Genomic DNA, 18,470 nt, shown 5'->3' on the forward strand with positions numbered 1-18,470 from the left:
TCCCAACAAGCGGCGTGGAAAAATACGAGTCATGATTGAAGCAATAAACGCAGAAAAGAATGCAGATAAAAAAGAGAAGTTATGCAACTCTCTTGTAGGAATGACCTACGAAGCGGCCCAGTTCAACTTGGGATTCGCACGAAAGATAGCAAGGCAGATAAGGAAAAGATGCCCTGCACGCGACAACAGGTGTCTATATAAGCAAAGCCCCCTTTCGGGGGCTCAGACTGCTGACAAACCCTCGCCTTTTGGCGAGGGTTTTCTTATACTATTTTTATGCTGAAAACGCCTAAAGACCAACAAGTAAAGATGGAGTTTGTTTCGATCAATGACCTGGTCCCACAAAACCATCTTCTTCGAAAAATTGCCAAAGTCATAGACTTTTCCTTCATCCGCAAACGCACCAAGGAGCTGTACTGCGAAGACAATGGACGACCAGCCATTGACCCGGTAGTGCTCTTCAAAATGCTGTTTATTGGCTACCTGTTCGGAATCCGTAGCGAGCGACAACTCGTGAGAGAGATCGAGGTCAACATGGCTTATCGATGGTTCCTCGGATTTGGCTTGCAGGACAAGATTCCCAATGCCTCGACCCTCAGCCAGAACAGGCGGCGCAGGTTTAATGGAACCAGCGTTGCCCAAGACATTTTTGATGGGATCGTAGTTCAGGCCATGCACAAGAATCTTGTTGGTGGGCATACGCTTTACACCGACTCAACTCATCTCAAGGCCAATGCGAACAAGAATAAATACAAGGAAAAGCAGGTCAGTAAAAGCACAAAATCCTACCTCGGCGAACTCGATGAAGCCGTGGAGGAAGATCGACGTGAGCATGGTAAAAAGCCGCTAAAAGTACGATCTGTCGAGCCTGAAGAAAAGCAGATCAAGCAAAGTACGACCGACCCTGAAAGCGGTTATATGGTCCGAGAAGGTAAGCCCAAAGGCTTCTTTTATCTGGATCATCGCACGGTAGACAGCCGCTGCAACATTATCACCGACAGCCATGTGACCTCGGCGGCCTTGCACGATAGCGTGCCGTATCTGGAAAGGCTAGAAAGGCAGATTGATCGGTTCGATTTTTCAGTGAAAAACGTAGGACTTGATGCCGGATATTTCACACCACATATATGCAAGGCGCTGATAGAAAAAGATATTTATGGTGTCATTGGCTATCGTCGGCCACCTCGTCGCAAAGGAATGCTCCCCAAACGGCTGTACCAATATCAGCCTGAAACCGATTGTTATATCTGCCCAGAGGGTCAAAAACTTCACTATGTGACAACGAACCGAGAAGGGTATCGACAGTACGCTTCTTCGCCAGAACAGTGTCAATCCTGTCGACGACTTGGAGAATGTACGACGAGCAGAACTCACAAAAAGACAATCAGTCGGCATGTTTGGCAGAACCATAAAGACTTGATCGATCAGCACCGCCTCAGCGAGTATGGAAAGCGGGTTTACGTCCGGCGAAAAGAGACCGTTGAACGCAGCTTTGCCGATGCGAAAGAATTGCATGGGCATCGCTATGCCCGCTTCCGAGGCTTGTCTAAAGTGCAAGAGCAAAGTCTGCTTTCCTCCGCCTGCCAGAATATGAAGAAAATGGCTATGATGCTGGTTCCAATAGGCCTTTTGCATGCAATATTGTCATCATTTTTACGTCATTTCCGCTTGAGAGCCCTTTCAGGTGGTTCTTTCACGACAACAACCCAACAAAACAACCTTTTGGCGACGTGATAAAAAATCGAAGCATGAGAAAACCCCACTTTCAAAAAAAGTGGGGTTTGTCAGCGATCTGAGGGGCTTTCAGCCCCTCTTTAAATTTATAATGGTGCCCCTCGGCGGCAGGGGCGGTTCAGGCAGTCAAAAACCATTGTTACTGATTGTCAGGACGATGATCCAACACCCTTTGAGGGATTTCTGGAATCTTCTCCGAGCATATCGCCATAAGCTTTGTTTTGGCTGCCTCCCAAGTCTCTTCCGTGAAGAATAGCTGTGGAGGGGTTGATCGAGTGGTGCTGTCATACATGGTGATGACCTTCCCCTCCGAAAAGATCGGAAACATGTCGCCAAACCACTTGGCGCAGTGAGCATCAAGCTCAACACCTGCTTCTTGAGTCAACTGCACTTGGCATCCAACGACTCTACGCTCAAAGCTCTCTATATCAAACGCTAGCTCGACCATTACCGACTCCACTTTATCACATGAAATGACAAAAGGCTCCGGCTCGCCAGCCAGTGATAAATTTGCTGAGACCAGCATCAGCGCCAAAAACGGGACCAAACTTAGCAAGCTACTACTCTTCATATTCTATCCAATACTGCACCACGGTGTTATCAGCACCCTTTTGAACGATCTGAATACTCCAAAGCACAGGTGTATCGGTCAATGTGCTGAAGGTAAAGGAAACATCCTTGGTCAATGTATGACTCGACCGGATGCCATCAAGATTTGAATAGACTTCGACTCCAGAAGCCAATGCACCAGTAATGTGCTTGATCCTGACTTTGACAAGACCCAAACCAAAGAACTGTTGAACAGCATTGCCCTCATAGCCTTCGATAAATTCACTGAGATAGCGCTTTTGCGGAATGTGCTCATGCTGACGAATGTCACACTTACAATTGGGGTGAGGCGGTTCCGGCTTCTCCATAAACTTTTTCCCCGCCATGGCCTGGCATTTATCGCACGCCTTCGCCTTTGGCTGCACGGTCCAGTAAGTGGTTTTCCCATTACTCTCTGAAGGCTGCCTATATGGCGGATCTCCGGGGACTGGTCTATTCTTCTGAGTGTTACCACCTGATACTCCAACCATGTGTTTGGGCATCCCGTAAACGAGCTGATCGTCACCGATATGCTGTGCCCACTGCTTCTTCATAACTGTCTCCTTTTGGGGTTTGGCCATACCTCCGAAATGAAGGATTGGAGCTACCCTGTTATATTTGCGAAAAAGCGTAACATGGATTTTCGACTCACAATCCCCCGAAACGCGTCAAGGTCGGCCAAATGTATTCTCATGTCGGCAAAAAACATGCTCATGCTGGTGAAAAACATGTTTCGTTCAACCGATTGTACTTGACAGCTTTTTAAGCCCCGCAAATCAACCGCCCGACCTGCCATCGAAACGGGCAGCCTGGGAGTATCCCCAGACTGCCTTGATTTTACTTATTCAAAGAACTGACCGTTGCTGATGCTCACATTGGAACTTGCAGCAGGAGCGGCCTTTTCATTGGTTATGGTGATGAGACGATCTCCTCCTCTCTGTTGGTTCACTTTAATCCCAGAGCTTCGAAGAAAGCCCTTGCAGCGTGTCAGTCGTTTTCCGAGCGAACTTGGCGTTTGGGGCCAGAGCTTCAGCCGGGTGATACGTTCATCAACGACACCTTCCAGTGCCTTCTGCAGAGTAGCTGTATTTCCTTCCCAAGCAAAAGTATCTGACATGAGCGTAATGATCGCGTTGGCGACATGATCTGATTCCAGAGCACGTTCGATGGATTCGTCCTGATTGTTTCCGTAGGCTTCGAGGAACTCTCCCTTGTCCCAGTGAGGCATAGCCTCTTCAGCCGCCACACACCAATGGGTGAAGTCCGCCATTCTTGGCGGGTTTTCGACTTGGACGCTCTGTCTGTTCTTCAGGGCGCACATGACGCCATCGCACAAACCGCCAAGAATCTTGGGAGCGGCTGTATCGAAAACGAAAGACAGTTGGGATTCTGTCATCCTGTGTCTCGGCCTGATTACCGGCAGCGTTACCCGAAGGCTCCGATCTGCCAAATCGTGACGGTCTGCGACCTGATCAATCCCGTTGAGGACGATGGGACGCATGATCGTAAACAGGGCCTCTTTATCGTTGGTGAACAACTTCCGGGCAGAGAAACTACCGCCTGTAGCCATGCGGCACAGGGCATCCGACAGCCAAGCCGGCACCCCAGAGAGGTTGTCCAGAGTCACAATCCAGGAGTTGTTCGCGGAGATGACTAGGTTTTATCGACATTCACTGAATCCACATTGTGATGGCAGCCAAGGCGATCAAACTACTGTAGTTTGAAGATTCCCTTTCATAACACTTTGCAATCCCTACGAATTATCTAAAGGAATCGAATGTGCGTTCAATGGCATTACGTAACTTATATTGTTTACGATCATATGACCTTTGATACTTTCTGTGCTTCCGGGAAGGAATTACCCGCTTCGCCGAGATCGTCTTTGCCTACGATGAGGGACCGCCCAAGGCGAAATGGGTCTACAAACTATTGTAAACGAAAAGGAGAGACATGGCTGCTCCCCTCTTTTCAAATTTGACTGGTTTCCTGATAAGTGAGGGCAACAACGGGTGGTTAATCCCTTACGAAAATCAGTCCGCCAGATGGCGATGCCGCCCAGCACTCACCATAACAAATCGATACGCCCGAGACTTTTGCCTCGGGCGTATCGATGAATCTAAAGGAAAGGGTAAGACAGGAGGATCAATGCCGCAAACGCACCAATGATGATACATATGATCCCGTTGATAAGCTTCTCACGCGGGTTCAGGCCCTCATCTTTGTTGAACCACCGTTTCCATGAAAACGGGCGAAGGTCTGTATGCCGAGAGTAATACCACTCTCGTATGAAGACGACTCCACCAACAGAGCAAACAATGCTTGCAATAATCCAAAAGATGATACCTGCTATCACTTTTTCCTCTTCCCGTTTTCCAGGGCGTTACTCAGCCAAGAATCGCTGTATTCACTGCCAACGATTGAGCCGACAACACCTCCAAGGTCACTTGCATCTTTCAACGGCTTGGGAGGTATGTTTTTGGGCGGTGTAATTCTGCCAAAGTTTTTGCCGACAGCCTTGCCTACTTTTCCGATTGCACCACCGACAGCACCACTTACTCCAGATGCAGCGACTTTCCCGACATCATCGACTTTGCCTTTCTTGATATACTGGCTCCCGGCTTCATTCAAGACAGCTGCACCGCCACCAAACAGAAGGGTTGAACCAATACCTCCGCCCATGGTGCTTACCGCGCCGGTTGCAGCGCCCAAGCCGACTGATTTGGCATAGTCCCCTGTGCCCATCTTGCCGCTTCTCCAATCATCCCAATTGTCGTAGGCATTGGAGCCTGCGCCAATCGCGGCCCCTGCAACCGGAACCCAAGTGAACAACCCCATGGGGTCATGCATGTTGACCGGATCATCCAAACAATAGCCATACCAATCAGGATCGCCGCCCTTGTTCCCGATGGGATCGGGCGCGGTCCACCTGCCGGTGAAGGTGTCGTAATCACACCAGCCGAAGCGGACGAAACCCAAATCTCGGTCGTGCAGGCCGCCCGCAAAGCCAATGGGCACGCGCAGGCCGGGATTGGTGTCCTCAATGATCCCGCCGAAGGGAGCGTACCGGACTTCCTTTATCACGTTGCCGCCAGCGTCGGCAACCACGCGCAGGAAACCTACCTGATCGTAGTGCAGGGTAAATACGGCCCCGTCTTCGCGCCGCATAGCCGATGGAAGGCGTGCGTTATCGCCATACCAGAACTCGTACCCCATGCGCCCGTCGTGGAACGCGCCGAGCCGGACGAAGTCGAGCCATTGGTAAGCCTCGACGAGTTGGCCGTTGAGATATTTGGCGGCCCGCCGGCCCTGCTCGTCATGGCGAAAGGTGTAGACGCAGTTCTGGCCCTCCACCTCCATTTTGAGCAGCCGGTAGTCCGGTGCGTACTTGTACAGATGGTACGTACCGCCTGTTCGACCAGATGGAACGGAACCCGTTGTCGTCGTGGGTGTACCCGTTGTTGCCCGCGCTCATCAGCCGGTTGTCCAGGGTGTGGCGATAATCGCGATAGCCGGCACCCCAGAGAGGTTGTCCAGAGTCACGATCCAGGAGTTGTTCGCGGAGATGACTAGGTTTTATCGACATTCACTGAATCCACATTGTGATGGCAGCCAACGCGATCAAGCTACTGTAGTTTGAAGATTTCCTTTCATAACACGTTGCAATCCTTCTGAATTGTCTAAAGAAGCCGAATGTGCGTTCAATGGCATTACGTAACTTATATTGTTTACGATCATATGACCTTTGATACTTTCTGTGCTTCCGGGGAGGAATTACCGCTTCGCCACCTGTCTTTTTTACGGCATCCAAGACTTGTTGGGAATCGTAGCCTTTGTCGGCGAGCATGTATTGGCATTCGAGACCACGAAAGAGTTATGAGCCTTGAGTGCAATCATTACAGTGTCCTTGCGAGAGATGGAAACGAATCGGCTTTGCTTCCCCATCGGTACACAGATGAATTTTGGTTGCCAGCCCACCTCTGGATCGCCCCTCGGTCGCAGACGAGTCCCCCCTTTTCCGGTAATGGCCTGTTGATGAGCGAGGACGATACTACTGCCTATAACACTGTTTTTATTGTGTTTATATTTAACAAGTGACGCAAAGACTTGTTCCCATACTCCTTTTACGGCCCATCGGGCTCCGCTCCATAACACCCGCAAGACACAGTTAATGAATGTTCGATTATCTGCTCCAGATCGCCCCGGATCACCTGCCTTGCCTGGAACAATCGGTCCTAAAACGGCCCACTGACTTTCGGTTAATTCGCATCTTCTGTTCATTTCCAGACTTTATCTAGTAAATTGATAAATATCGATACGCCCTAAAGCAACTGCTTCCCAAAGGCGCAACTCATGGAATGTGTGTGGAAACGTTTTTCCCTCTTCTCTGCGGATATCCTGTTCAGAAACATTGTGAAAATGAATTGCACCGTCAGCCTCAATGATGGGGTTTCTTTGGAGTGCTCCCACTCCTTGAAGTCCTTGTACTGTGATGATAGACTCCTTTATGAGTCAAGAATTAATGGACAACGACTGCACTCTGAGAAAATAAACACTTAACAGGTTGGGAAACATGGCAAAATTTAAAGTTTTCATTACACGACGCATCCCGCAGGAAGGCATTGATCTGCTTGAAACAGTGGCCGATGTCGAAATCAACCCGGAAGACGCTCCACTGCCACGCCCCCTGTTGCTTGAAAAAGCTGCTGAATGCGATGCCATGATTGGTGTATTAACAGACAGAATTAATGGCGAATTCTTTGATGCCGCGAAAAATCTCAAGGGATATGCGAACTATGCAGTCGGCTATGACAATATTGATGTCAATGAGGCCACAAGGCGTCAAATTCCCGTGTCCAATACACCCGGCGTGCTAACCACTGCCACAGCAGAATGCGCCTGGGCACTGCTTTTCTCCGTGGCGAGACGTGTGGTTGAAACCGACCACATAATGCGTTCGGACAAATGGACAGGATGGGGACCGCTTCAATTCATCGGTGGCGACATCAAGGGCAAGACTCTCGGTATTGTCGGAGCAGGACGCATAGGAACTGAAATGGCTCTCATGTCCAGAGGGTTTGATATGCCGGTTCTCTACACCAGTTCCTCGGGCCGGACAAACGGTGCTCTCGAGGCAGAGCTGAACGCTGAGTTGGTCTCCTTTGAAGAACTCCTGAAACGGTCTGATTTCATTTCACTCCATGCCCCGTTGACTCCAACCACCAAACATATGTTCGATGAATCAGCATTCTCGCTCATGAAAAAAACAGCTTACCTCATCAATACAGCTCGTGGACCAGTCATCAACGAAGCTGATCTGGTTCAAGCTCTTCAGTCAGGTGAAATCGCAGGTGCTGGCTTGGATGTATACGAAAATGAACCAGCCATGGCTCCAGGACTGGCAGAACTTGATAATGTCGTCATCCTGCCTCATATAGGATCAGCCACAAAATCGTCTCGAACCAATATGGCGACCATGGCCGCACGAAATATTATTGCCATGCTCAAGGGAGAAACGCCGGAAACCTGTCTCAACCCCGAGATATTCACCTAATAAGGCTGAGAACTTTCCCCAAAGAAAATTCCACAACGCCCAAATAATACGGCCTGCAAGCAGATGAAATTCCGCCCGCAGGCCGCCTTTTAATCGTAGGACTCATCATGACTTCATACATCGAAAAACAGGCTCACCTCCACCATATCGTCGAGCGAACCATCAATGCGGTGTCGCCAGACCCGGCAATTCGTTCCGCCCTGAAACTTGATGGAGATGTCTTGACCGTTGCTGAGAGAGAGTACGACCTGAACCAGTTCGAGCGCATTTTTGTACTGGGTGCTGGCAAGGCTTCCGCCGCCATGGCCGAAACTCTAGAAAAAATTCTGGGAAACCGTCTTCATGGTGGTATCATGGCAACCAAATACAACCATGGTCTCAAGCTCAGAAAAACACGAGTGCTTGAATCAAACCATCCAGTTCCAGACCTGGCAGGAGAACGTGCGGCCAAGGAATTGATCAGCCTTGCCAAAGGGATATCAGAAAAAGATCTGGTCTTCTGTTTGCTTTCAGGCGGAGCCAGCGCCATCGTTCCCGCACCACGCCATCCCGTGACCTTGGCCATCAAACAGGAAACAACTCGAAAGCTTCTGGAATGTGGTGCAACCATTAATGAAATCAATGCAATCAGGAAACACCTTTCCTTCTTCAAAGGCGGACATTTCGCAAAGGCTCTCGAACCTGCCACGGTATTGACACTGATTATATCCGACGTGGTCGGAGATTATCTTGATGTCATCGGTTCCGGCCCAACCGCACCAGATGAATCCACCTTTTTCGACTGCCAGGCCATCCTTGATAAGTATGGCCTGTGCGGTGAAATTCCCGATGAAGTGACTCAGGTCATATCAGACGGATGCGAAGGCAAAACTCCTGAGACATGTAAGGAAGGCGATGCCTGTTTTGAACGAGTCCAGAATGTCATTATCGCTGGCAACGCCATGGCGGTGGCCGGAGCGGCGGAAGCAGCCAGAGAAAAAGGGTATACCCCGATTGTGGTGGACCACTCCATGGAAGGAGAAGCCCGAGATGTGGCTAAAAGATTGATCCGGCTGGCCGGAGAATATTCTCAGGGACACCATGAGATCAAACCGCCGGTCTGCCTGCTTGCAGGAGGAGAGACAACTGTCACCATCCGTGGAAACGGCAAAGGAGGCCGCAATCAGGAATTGGCCCTTGCCGGAGCCATTGAATTATCTGGAATGCAGTGTTGTCGAGAAAACATCTCGGTACTCTGTCTCGGCACAGATGGGTCCGATGGGCCGACCGATGCAGCCGGGGCATTCGTTTTTCCGGACACAGTGGCTCGATCGCAAGCCCAATCACGGTCAGCGAGAGAATATCTCGAAAACAATAATGCCTATGAATTCTTCACGAATACGGGGACTCTCCTCAAGACAGGCCCGACTCGAACGAATGTGATGGATGTAGTTGCCATCCTTGTTGATTAAATGAAGAAGTCCCGCCGAATTTGTTCGGCGGGACTTCTTCTCATTACACGCTGAAGCGGTGTCTCCGCCGATCTTTGCTAATCGGCATTGAAATTTCGAGCCATAATCTCTTCGTATTTGCCATTGGCCTTGAGCGTATCCAGAGCAGTTTGCCACTGAGTGATAAGCTCATCAGGGACATCGCGTGAAAAGGCGAGCCATGCAGCGGAGTGGTTGAATTGGTAGTTGGTCCGTTCAAAACCTGCTGGATCGACTCCGGCTTCCTTCACCATATAGTAATATGTTCTTTCGCCCATAAGAACAAGATCGACCCGTTTATCAGCCAACTTTTTATAGCTTGAATCATACGTCGGCCCCACATCCAGATTGGTGAATCCTTTAGCGAGAAGGGCCTGATGCGTGTACCCATCTTTCCGCACACCTATTCGTTTGACTTTTCTTGCATCGTCAAGTGTATTGACGATGATCGGGCTTCCTTTGTGCTTGAAAAAATAATCACCTTCCCCAAAAATTGGCCCTACCCATTTGAAGAGTTCTTCCCTCTCCGGGATACGGACAATCGCAAAAAGAGCCTGCTTCGGTTTATTTTTAGTCTGTTCGTATGCTCGAAGCCATGGAGCAACCTGAATCGGATTGGTATCACCAACCATGGCCTGAATTTCCCGGACCACTTCAGGAGCGACTCCCTGTAATTCCCCATCCACTTCATAAGCCAATGGCGGGTATATGATCACCTGCATATTAATTTCTGCCGCCATGGTAATAACCGGCAGTAAAAGGACCGAAAAAACAAACAAGACTATTTTGCTATACATTTCATCCCTCTGAATCTGACTAATTTCGTCTACATTAAAGTAGCCATTCATTTTAGTCCATTAGAGACAGCATTTTCCTTAGTTATTTTCTTATATCTGCTCATTTTTCTTGTTCATTTAAGTAAAGAAATATTTCAGACCTTTGTGGTAGGCAAATCATTTTTCCTTGACAGTCACTGGTCCATACAGCACTTCTAATGAGAATCTGTAAAAATTTCTGACGGATGGGTTCAGCGAGGGGCAGGCCGAACATGTTCAGACCGATTATGAAAATCAGGGAAAACCTGATCGCAAAAATCATTCTTGCGACAGGGGCCATCATGCTGGTGAGTACCTTGTTGCTTATCTATCTGAGCATTGGTTTTGTTAATGAATACACACTTTCAGAACGAATCCATACTGCGGATATGATGGGTAACACTATCCAACTCGGACTCCGTGATGCCATGCTCCGCAACGCTCGGAAAGATATCAATGAGATTATAACCGAAGTGGCCCGATTTAACCGCGTTGAATCAATTCGAGTTTATGGCAAGGATGGAATTATACAATTCTCCGACATTCCGCGAGAAGTCGGGAGTGGAATAGGCATGGATCACCATGTCTGCTCCGTCTGCCATAGTGAAGAGCCACCGAAAAAGACCCTGACGCTACAACAACGGACATGGAAATATTCCACAGTGGACGGAAGGAACTTTTTTAGCGTTCAGGTCCCCGTAAACAATCGTCAGTCCTGTATCGAAGCCCCATGCCATTTCCACAAGCAGGACACCGTCATATTAGGCACCGTTGATCTCATTTTCGCTTTTGACAGTGTCAATGCCATGGTCTCGGATTATCGAGCGCAACTCATCACCCTCGGCACCTTCTTTTTCATCATCACATCAGGGTGCATTTTCTTTGGTCTGAGACAAATAGTGACCCGCCCACTTTCTCTTCTCACCCGGTGCTCGGAAGAGATAGCACAGGGCAAGGACGGCAGTGCTGTCCGGACCATTTCACAACGCCCGGATGAATTGGGCAAACTTGCCCGTTCACATGAGCGAATGGTCGAAGCGCTTCATGAACAACAAGAAATCATCAACGAAAAGATGGAAGAATTCGAACTTCTCTTCGACAATGTGCCATGCGTGGTCACGGTGCAGGATCTCAACTATAAACTTCTCGCCTATAACAAGGAATCTCGAGAGCGATTCACCCCATTCCCCGATGCCTATTGCTATGAAGCATACAAAGGCATCAGCGAAAAATGTGAAGAATGTCCAGTTGAGAAAACTTTCCAGACCGGAGTCTCTCACTGTAGCGAAGAAAGCCGTCGGAATCCCGACGGGACATACTCACACTGGCTGGTTCATACTGCACCCATTCTGGATAAAAACGGAAAAGTGACCAAGGCCATGGAGATGTGCCTGGATATTAGCGAACGCATCAAGCTCGAAGAAAAACTCAAAGAATCCGAAAAAAAATACCATACCATTTTCAATAATGCCCCCAACTCCATCTTCGTTCTGGACAATGCGACCCTGACAGTGCTTGATTGCAATAGTACTGCTACATCGATATACGGCTGGCCTGCCGAGGAATTGATCGGGAAACCTTTCATGGCGGTCATCCACCCAGATGAAACAGATCGGCTCAAATCGCAAATGCGCGCCTTCACCACTATCAATCAGGTCAAAAGTATCCGCAAAAATGGTGACCCATTCTTCGTGGATATCATGCTGGCTACCTCCGGTGTTGCGGAAATCGAATACCTTCTCATAAGCACTACGGACATCACGGAACGCCTCGAAGCCGAGCAGCAACTTTTCCACGCCGGTAAAATGGCAACTCTTGGCGAGATGGCAACAGGAGTTGCTCATGAATTGAACCAGCCACTCACCGTCATTAAATCCGCTAGCAATTACTTTATGAAAAAAGTCAATGCCGGTGAACCTATTCCGGATGACACTCTCGCCACCCTTTCCCGTGAAGTTGATAGTTATGTGGACCGAGCAACAAAGATAATTAATCATATGCGGGAATTTGGCAGACAGGTCGACCAAGACGCTGTGTTGGTGAATGTCAATCAATCCCTGGAGCGTGCTTTTGCATTGCTCGGCAAGCAATTCGCCTCTCGGGGCATTGTCATGAACTGGCACTTGGCGGATTCGCTCCCGCCGGTTTTGGCAACCCCGGATCAATTGGAACAGGTTTTCATCAATCTTTTTGTCAACGCTCGGGATGAGCTTGAAGAGAAGACAGAATCCGCTGAATCTGATAGGCCCGAAATTACAGTTCGGACCTCCTGGCAAGAGGATGAGCTTCTGATCGAAGTAGCTGACAACGGAGGTGGTATCCCTGAAGAACTTATTCACAAGATTTTCGAGCCTTTTTTCACCACCAAGAAAGTCGGCAAAGGGACAGGATTGGGGTTATCCATAAGTTATGGTCTTATCAAGGATTTCGGCGGGAGTATCCGTGCAGAAAACGGTGATATCGGAGCACGATTCACCATAACACTTCCGGTGGCGGAAAGCTGAACATGAAGGAAAAAGTTTTACTTGTTGACGATGAAGAGGGAATCCGCACTGTCTTAAGCGTTGCCATTGCCGACGCTGGCTATACTGTGGTGACCGCCGAAAATGGCACCGAAGCACTCTCGATTCTCTCGCGAGAACCTATTCAGCTCATTGTGACTGATATCAAAATGCCCGGCATGGATGGACTTGAATTGCTTCAAAAGATCAAGAAGCTCAACCATGAAGCGGAAGTCATCATGATAACCGGTCATGGAGACATGCACTCGGCTATTGAATCACTTCGGCTTGGAGCCGGAGATTTCATCACCAAGCCGCTTCATGAGGCCGCGCTCGAAATATCACTTGAACGCGCCTTGGAAAAAATTCAGATTCGGGAACAACTCAGAGAGTATACGGAAAACCTGGAGCACCTTGTCCTGGAAAAGAGCAAGGAACTGGTAGAAGCCGAAAGAATGGCTGCCGTGGGACAGACCGTGGCTTCCATGTCCCATGCCATCAAAAATGTCGCAGGGGGACTGGAAGGCGGCATGTTCGTCCTGGAAAAAGGGCTGGAACTGGAGAATCAGGAATATCTCCGACAAGGCTGGGAAATGGTAAGACGCGATGTCGAACGCATCAAGAATCTGGCCATGGACCTCCTGGACTACGCCAAGCCGGTCACAATCACCCCCAAGGAATGTGACCCCAACTCACCGGCTAAGCAAGTCCGGGATCTCTTGCTCTCAAAGGCGCAAAACAACAATGTCGAACTTGTTCTCGATATGGCTCACACCCTCCCGACCATGCGTCTTGACCCCAAGGCTATCCATGAATGTCTGACGAATCTGGTATCAAATGCCATCGACGCCTGCCAGGACCTTCTGGAGGGTGATAAACGTGTCACGATTCGAACAATGGATGGCGGAGGACTGTCAGTCAAATATATTGTTTCCGACACAGGGCATGGCATCGCCCCTGAAATACTGACAAAGGTCTTCAATTCTTTTTTCACGACCAAAGGAAGCAGAGGAACGGGGATCGGACTCATGGCCACAAAAAAACTGGTCAAGGAAATGAACGGCTCAATTATGGCGAATTCAGGTCTGGGTCGGGGAGCAACATTTACCATTACCATCCCCACTGCCCACGTGGTCACCTAACCCATAATTCATAAAAAGATTAGCCTCCGACGCTGAGTTCCCTCGGGACACACACGGTAAAAACCGCTCCCTTCCCAGGTTCACTATCCACTGTGATGGAACCACCATGCTGAGTCACTATTTCATGAGCGATGAACAACCCGATCCCAGTGCCGGAACTCCCTTTGGATGAGAAAAACAATGTAAAGAGCTTTTCCCGAACTTCCCTCTCCATGCCAATGCCATTATCTGTCACCCGAAAGGCGATCTGTCCCAAGTCGGCATAGACTTTCAGTGTCACGCGCCCTTTCCCTTCAGGGTGAGCCGCGCAGGCATCGATTCCATTCTCTATAATGTTACCCAAAGCGGACGCCAAAATGGATTTATCCACCTTGAAAGAACCAAGAACAGCTCCCATATCAAGATCAAGTATCACGCCCATTTTCTTGGCTTTGGCCGCAAAGGATGCATAGAGATCCATGGTAAAGCGAGCGGCATCCATTTCCTTCCAATTCAATTCACGTTTCTTGGCATAATAGAGAATATCCAGAACCGTCTGCTTCATGCGATCGGTCAAGGTTTGCAAATCGTTGAACCCATCTCCCATCCGATCAAAGTTTCGCTTTTCAAGCCCTGACCCAAGACGATAAATGGCTCCGTCTATTCCCGTTAACAGTCCCTTGATACCATGGGCCGTGGAGCCGAGCAGCAGCCCAAGGCTTGTGAGCCGATCCTGCAATTTTCTGATTTGAGTAATATCCGTGATCATCTCTACGGCTTCAATCATCTCTCCCGATGCATCGCGGATAGGAGAACTCCATATGAGAATATTGACCTTTTCCCCTTTGCGGTTCGTAACCACCGTTTCCAATTGGTGTGTCTGACCATCGACAAAAGTCTGTTGAAGAGGACACTCAATGCACGGTCGCTGACGATGCATGAGGCTTTCATAACAAGGCCTCCCTGTAAAATCACCAAAGTTTTCAATATAACGAGCATTGGCCGAATTGATATGAAAATCCCTGTCCTGAACCGAAATAAAACAAGGCGACTGGTTGAAAAGCTGTTCATATTTATGCCGAGTAGTCCGCAACTCTTCACGGAGCGTTTCCGCCTCGAGGAGATCCACCATGAATTCGAGAACCAGCTCTACACCGTCATCAGTCGACATGATTGGTACTGTATCGACAATGACGGCATGATCATTGCCGTTGACGCACCGGACAACGCGACTTTCCCGCTGTGCCTGCCCGGTCTCAATGGTCTTTGCCACTGGACATTGCTTTTCTCCATCCTCAAGCCCAACGTACATGGACCAGCTTTTCTTGCCAGCAAGATCGCCCAGCCTTTTACGGTAGTGTTGATTGACGGTCACCACCCCTTTATCCCTGTTATGAATGGAGACAAACATCGGCATCTGATTAAAAACACTGAGATTATCCAGGTTAGATGCAAATGCGCTCAGACTGGATGTCAAGCCCTCGAAAAGTTGGCAGGCCGCAGCACGCCTTTCCGCCTCTATAAGCTGAGTCGACTTTCTTTCGATCAATTCTTCCAGATTGCAGGTATATTCCTGAAGAGACCGGCGCATGAGAATCCGTTCTTGCGCCCGTTGCAAAGCAAAGGTCAGCACTTCATCGTTGATTGGCTTCATGATGAAATCAAAAGCATCATTCTTGAGACTCTGAACGGCCAATTCAACATCACCATGGCCAGTTATCATGATAACTTCAGTTTCCGGCGCAATTTGCTTGAGAGCGCGCAAGAGATCAATCCCACTTCGGCCGGGCATCTTGATATCGGTTATAACGAGGGGGTGGTGTTTGGCATGAAACAGAGACAGAGCCGATTCCACGTCGGATGCGGTATCAACTGTGTACCCTGAGTCTTCCAGGCTGATGGAGAGAACTTTTCGGATGCCATCTTCGTCGTCCACGAGAAGAATGGGGAGCTGGGTCATGAGGGACGGCCTCCTGCAATGTATCGCTTGAATTGTAATAATAATTCTACACGATATATACTTTTTGCACAACCAACCGAACCGCAAACCCACAGCGAAAACAGCGTTTATTCCAAAATATCTCAGGCCTGCATCTTGTTAATGGCTACACGGAGGTCCCCGGCAAGGGTATTGAGGTCATCAATGGCCGCAGCAGAATCCTGCATGGATTGTGCAGTTTCCCCGGCAATACGATTAACGATATCTGTCGATTTATTGATTTCCTCACTCGTCGCCGATTGCTGCTCGGCAGCAGCGGCGATGGACTGAACCTGAGCAGCGGCCTCATCAGCCTTGGAAACAATGGCTTGCAGCGACTCACCAGACTGTTCAATCATGGCCCGACATTCTTCCAATGACTTGTTCGCCTTTTCGTTACTTTCGATATTGTTGTTGGCACTCTGCTGAATAGACCGGATATAGTCCCCCACTTCATGGGTGGCATCCATGGTCTTCTCCGCCAGTTTGCGCACCTCATCGGCAACAACTGCGAAACCTCGCCCGGCTTCACCGGCCCGTGCAGCTTCAATAGCCGCATTGAGCGCCAGGAGGTTGGTTTGATCGGCAATGTCGGTAATGACTCCCATGATCGCACCAATTCCCTTTGCATGCTCGCCGAGTTCATTCATCTGCGCCCGAAGTCCTTCGGATTGCCGGAAAACCTCACGCATCATCTCGACAGATCGGTTGACAACATCAGCACCGGAACGCGCCAAGCCACTGGTCTCTTCCGACATCAATGCTGTAGAGGTGGCGTTTCGCGCCACTTCCAAAACTGATGCATTCATCTCATCCATTCCTGAAGAGGCTTCCAGAGCCCTGTCGCGCTGTTCCAAGGCTCCGTTGCTGGCAGTATTTATCTTGTCAGCAAGACTTCTGGCCGAAGCCGAAACCGATTGAGCAATGGCATTCGCATCTCGGGCAGCCTCTTCAATAATCGCGTTTTTGGCCTCGACAACTTTCTTTTGCTTACGTTCTTCCGTGAGATCGACCCAAATGGTGATAGCTCCAATACGCTCCCCATCCAAATCATAAATAGGTGTTGCCACGACATGGAGCGTCACCGTACTCTTGTCAACATCACGGACCAGGCTGATTTCCCACTCCACCTGCTCCCGTTTTTTCATGGCGACTTCTGTCAGGGTCTTACGTTTTGGGTCATGATAAATGACCTCATTCAGTGGGAGGCCGAAATATTCTTTCGGTGTTTTACGTTTGCCCAGAACCTCCACTGCGGCCTGATTGATATGGGTAATCTTGTTATCCAAATTGACGACAGCGCAGGGGATGGTCACGCCACCCAGAACCCCTCGGCTGAACCCAAGCTGGTTCTTCATTTCCCTGACCATGTGATTGACGGACTCCATTGTACGCCCTATGGCGTCATCGGCGTTGTAATCGAAATTGCATTCAAAATTCCCCTTGCAGACATCATCGGCTGTGGCAGCAAGTTTATTCATGGGAGCGACCAGTTGCCGACTGACAAACCAGATGATGACTATGGAGAGAACCAAAGGCAAAGCTCCACTGACCAATGCATTTTTGACAATCCTCGCATTGACGCCATCCAAAAGATCAGAAGTGTTGATACTGGTAACCAGATAGGCATCCCAAGGGTCGAAACGCACCACACTGGATTGCACGAGGTCCCTCTCTATCGGCGTCACAATGGTTCCGCCTTTACTGGAGAGCAATCGGTCATGAAGAACCTGTGCTGATATGGCCGCTTCCGCTTCACTGTCTTTGGCTTTCACCGCCTGGGAGCCATCTTGACGAAAAACATACGAGTACCCCTTCCCTCCCACGTTTACATTCTGAATGAACTTGGCAAAATCAGGAGAAATGAGGGGCCGGGCAACCTCCAATGCCCCCATGACATTGTCATCAAAATCCCGGATAGCTTCGTAGGCAACAACAAGGAAAGTCCCGTCAATAGCCAGCACGCCTTCATAGCGCTGACCTGCCATGATGGTCCTGTATGCATCACTGTCAGATGGGATATAAAGCCCCTGAACGGATTTGCCATCCTTGTCCTGAATGGTTGATGTCACACGAATGAGTTTATCACTATCAAGCTGGAGAACCGAAGACAGCACCCCTGCTGTTTTAGCCATGGTATCGACAAGCTCTGTTGTTTCATGCAGATATTTGGACCCCAATTTGAAGGCCGGAATAACGGCATCAGCCACTTCGCCGGTCTGCTGGTTCCTGATTTTCATATCCACATCGTAGAGGACTTCGAACATGGGCAATCCACTGATCCCCATGATGGATTTGAATATATTGAGATCGGAAACAATCTTTTTCCTTGCCAGCCGATCCTGCATGGACACCATTTCTTCCAAGGTGCCGGAGACATCCTCCAAAGCCGCGATACCATTTTCAAGATATTCACTCCTGGAATTCACGAAATTCACACCCGCCATTGAAGTGATGGTGAGAACGACGATGAACAAAGATGCGAGGGTCAACTTGCTCTGGAATCCAAGGGTCATGATTTAACCGCCTGATATAGTAAATTTATGTGTCAAAACGAATCTGTCACTTAAGCATGATTTCATGACCATTGTAACAATCTGCTGTGACATTTCAGTGACAATGTTCAGTTCTCCAGAATCCGGTGTTGTTGAGCGTAAAAACCCTCTATATTCATCCTGACAAGAACTCTCTGTGATGCCCTTTTACTGTTGAC

At 49.2% G+C, this 18,470-nt stretch carries 14 protein-coding genes and 1 pseudogene; 6 read left to right on the forward strand and 9 right to left on the reverse strand.

Annotated elements, in window-relative coordinates; all coding sequences use genetic code 11:
- Positions 1-31: 31 nt before the first annotated feature.
- Positions 32-283: a hypothetical protein gene (locus BN4_RS04695; RefSeq protein ID WP_041720136.1), complete on the forward strand. Its 252-nt coding sequence runs from the start codon at positions 32-34 to the stop codon at positions 281-283.
- A complete protein-coding gene (locus BN4_RS04700) occupies positions 277-1,734 on the forward strand; it encodes an IS1182 family transposase (protein WP_015414210.1) in 1,458 nt (485 codons plus the stop codon). The genes BN4_RS04695 and BN4_RS04700 overlap by 7 nt, the downstream gene beginning before the upstream one ends.
- Positions 1,735-1,873: 139 nt before the next feature.
- On the opposite strand, the gene BN4_RS04705 is transcribed toward BN4_RS04700, so the two are convergent.
- The 6 genes and pseudogenes from BN4_RS04705 to BN4_RS17480 all read right to left on the reverse strand — a co-directional run bounded on the left by BN4_RS04705 (position 1,874) and on the right by BN4_RS17480 (position 6,600).
- Positions 1,874-2,305 carry a hypothetical protein gene (locus tag BN4_RS04705; RefSeq protein WP_041720137.1) on the reverse strand — a complete coding sequence of 144 codons (432 nt, stop codon included), beginning with the start codon at positions 2,303-2,305 and terminating at the stop codon, positions 1,874-1,876.
- A complete protein-coding gene (locus BN4_RS04710; protein ID WP_015414211.1) occupies positions 2,295-2,876 on the reverse strand; it encodes a hypothetical protein in 582 nt (193 codons plus the stop codon). Before BN4_RS04710 ends, BN4_RS04705 begins: the two co-directional genes overlap by 11 nt.
- Before the next feature lie 287 nt (positions 2,877-3,163).
- A complete protein-coding gene (locus BN4_RS04715; protein ID WP_051053222.1) occupies positions 3,164-3,892 on the reverse strand; it encodes a hypothetical protein in 729 nt (242 codons plus the stop codon).
- 779 nt (positions 3,893-4,671) lie between these two features.
- On the reverse strand, positions 4,672-5,679 hold the full coding sequence (locus BN4_RS04725) for an RHS repeat domain-containing protein (RefSeq protein WP_015414214.1): 1,008 nt from the start codon (positions 5,677-5,679) through the stop codon (positions 4,672-4,674).
- Positions 5,636-5,905, reverse strand: coding sequence for a hypothetical protein (locus tag BN4_RS18050; protein WP_231856578.1), 270 nt, complete (start codon positions 5,903-5,905; stop codon positions 5,636-5,638). Before BN4_RS18050 ends, BN4_RS04725 begins: the two co-directional genes overlap by 44 nt.
- Positions 5,906-6,600 (reverse strand): annotated as a pseudogene (locus tag BN4_RS17480) (IS5 family transposase).
- Between the two features lie 292 nt (positions 6,601-6,892).
- Here BN4_RS17480 and BN4_RS04740 point away from each other — a divergent pair.
- Together BN4_RS04740 and BN4_RS04745 are read left to right on the forward strand one after the other, a co-directional pair.
- The gene (locus BN4_RS04740) at positions 6,893-7,873 is read left to right on the forward strand and encodes a 2-hydroxyacid dehydrogenase (RefSeq protein ID WP_015414217.1); all 981 of its coding nucleotides are present in this window, start codon (positions 6,893-6,895) and stop codon (positions 7,871-7,873) included.
- Positions 7,874-7,980: 107 nt separating this feature from the next.
- Complete coding sequence (locus BN4_RS04745) at positions 7,981-9,324, forward strand: glycerate kinase type-2 family protein (RefSeq protein WP_015414218.1); 1,344 nt, start codon at positions 7,981-7,983, stop codon at positions 9,322-9,324.
- Positions 9,325-9,401: 77 nt separating this feature from the next.
- Here the strand turns inward: BN4_RS04745 and BN4_RS04750 are convergent, their stop codons facing one another.
- A complete protein-coding gene (locus BN4_RS04750; protein WP_041720138.1) occupies positions 9,402-10,139 on the reverse strand; it encodes a substrate-binding periplasmic protein in 738 nt (245 codons plus the stop codon).
- 251 nt (positions 10,140-10,390) lie between these two features.
- Here BN4_RS04750 and BN4_RS04755 point away from each other — a divergent pair, with 251 nt between their 5' ends.
- The gene (locus BN4_RS04755) at positions 10,391-12,661 is read left to right on the forward strand and encodes a PAS domain S-box protein (RefSeq protein WP_015414220.1); all 2,271 of its coding nucleotides are present in this window, start codon (positions 10,391-10,393) and stop codon (positions 12,659-12,661) included.
- A gap of 2 nt (positions 12,662-12,663) precedes the next feature.
- Positions 12,664-13,800: a sensor histidine kinase gene (locus BN4_RS04760; protein ID WP_015414221.1), complete on the forward strand. Its 1,137-nt coding sequence runs from the start codon at positions 12,664-12,666 to the stop codon at positions 13,798-13,800.
- Between the two features lie 19 nt (positions 13,801-13,819).
- On the opposite strand, the gene BN4_RS04765 is transcribed toward BN4_RS04760, so the two are convergent.
- The gene (locus BN4_RS04765) at positions 13,820-15,739 is read right to left on the reverse strand and encodes a response regulator (RefSeq protein WP_015414222.1); all 1,920 of its coding nucleotides are present in this window, start codon (positions 15,737-15,739) and stop codon (positions 13,820-13,822) included.
- Positions 15,740-15,861: 122 nt separating this feature from the next.
- Positions 15,862-18,273 (reverse strand): methyl-accepting chemotaxis protein, encoded by a 2,412-nt coding sequence (locus tag BN4_RS04770; protein ID WP_015414223.1) that lies wholly within the window; start codon positions 18,271-18,273, stop codon positions 15,862-15,864.
- Between the last annotated feature and the right edge of the window lie 197 nt (positions 18,274-18,470).

Source organism: Pseudodesulfovibrio piezophilus C1TLV30 (assembly GCF_000341895.1).
Lineage (GTDB): Bacteria > Desulfobacterota > Desulfovibrionia > Desulfovibrionales > Desulfovibrionaceae > Pseudodesulfovibrio > Pseudodesulfovibrio piezophilus.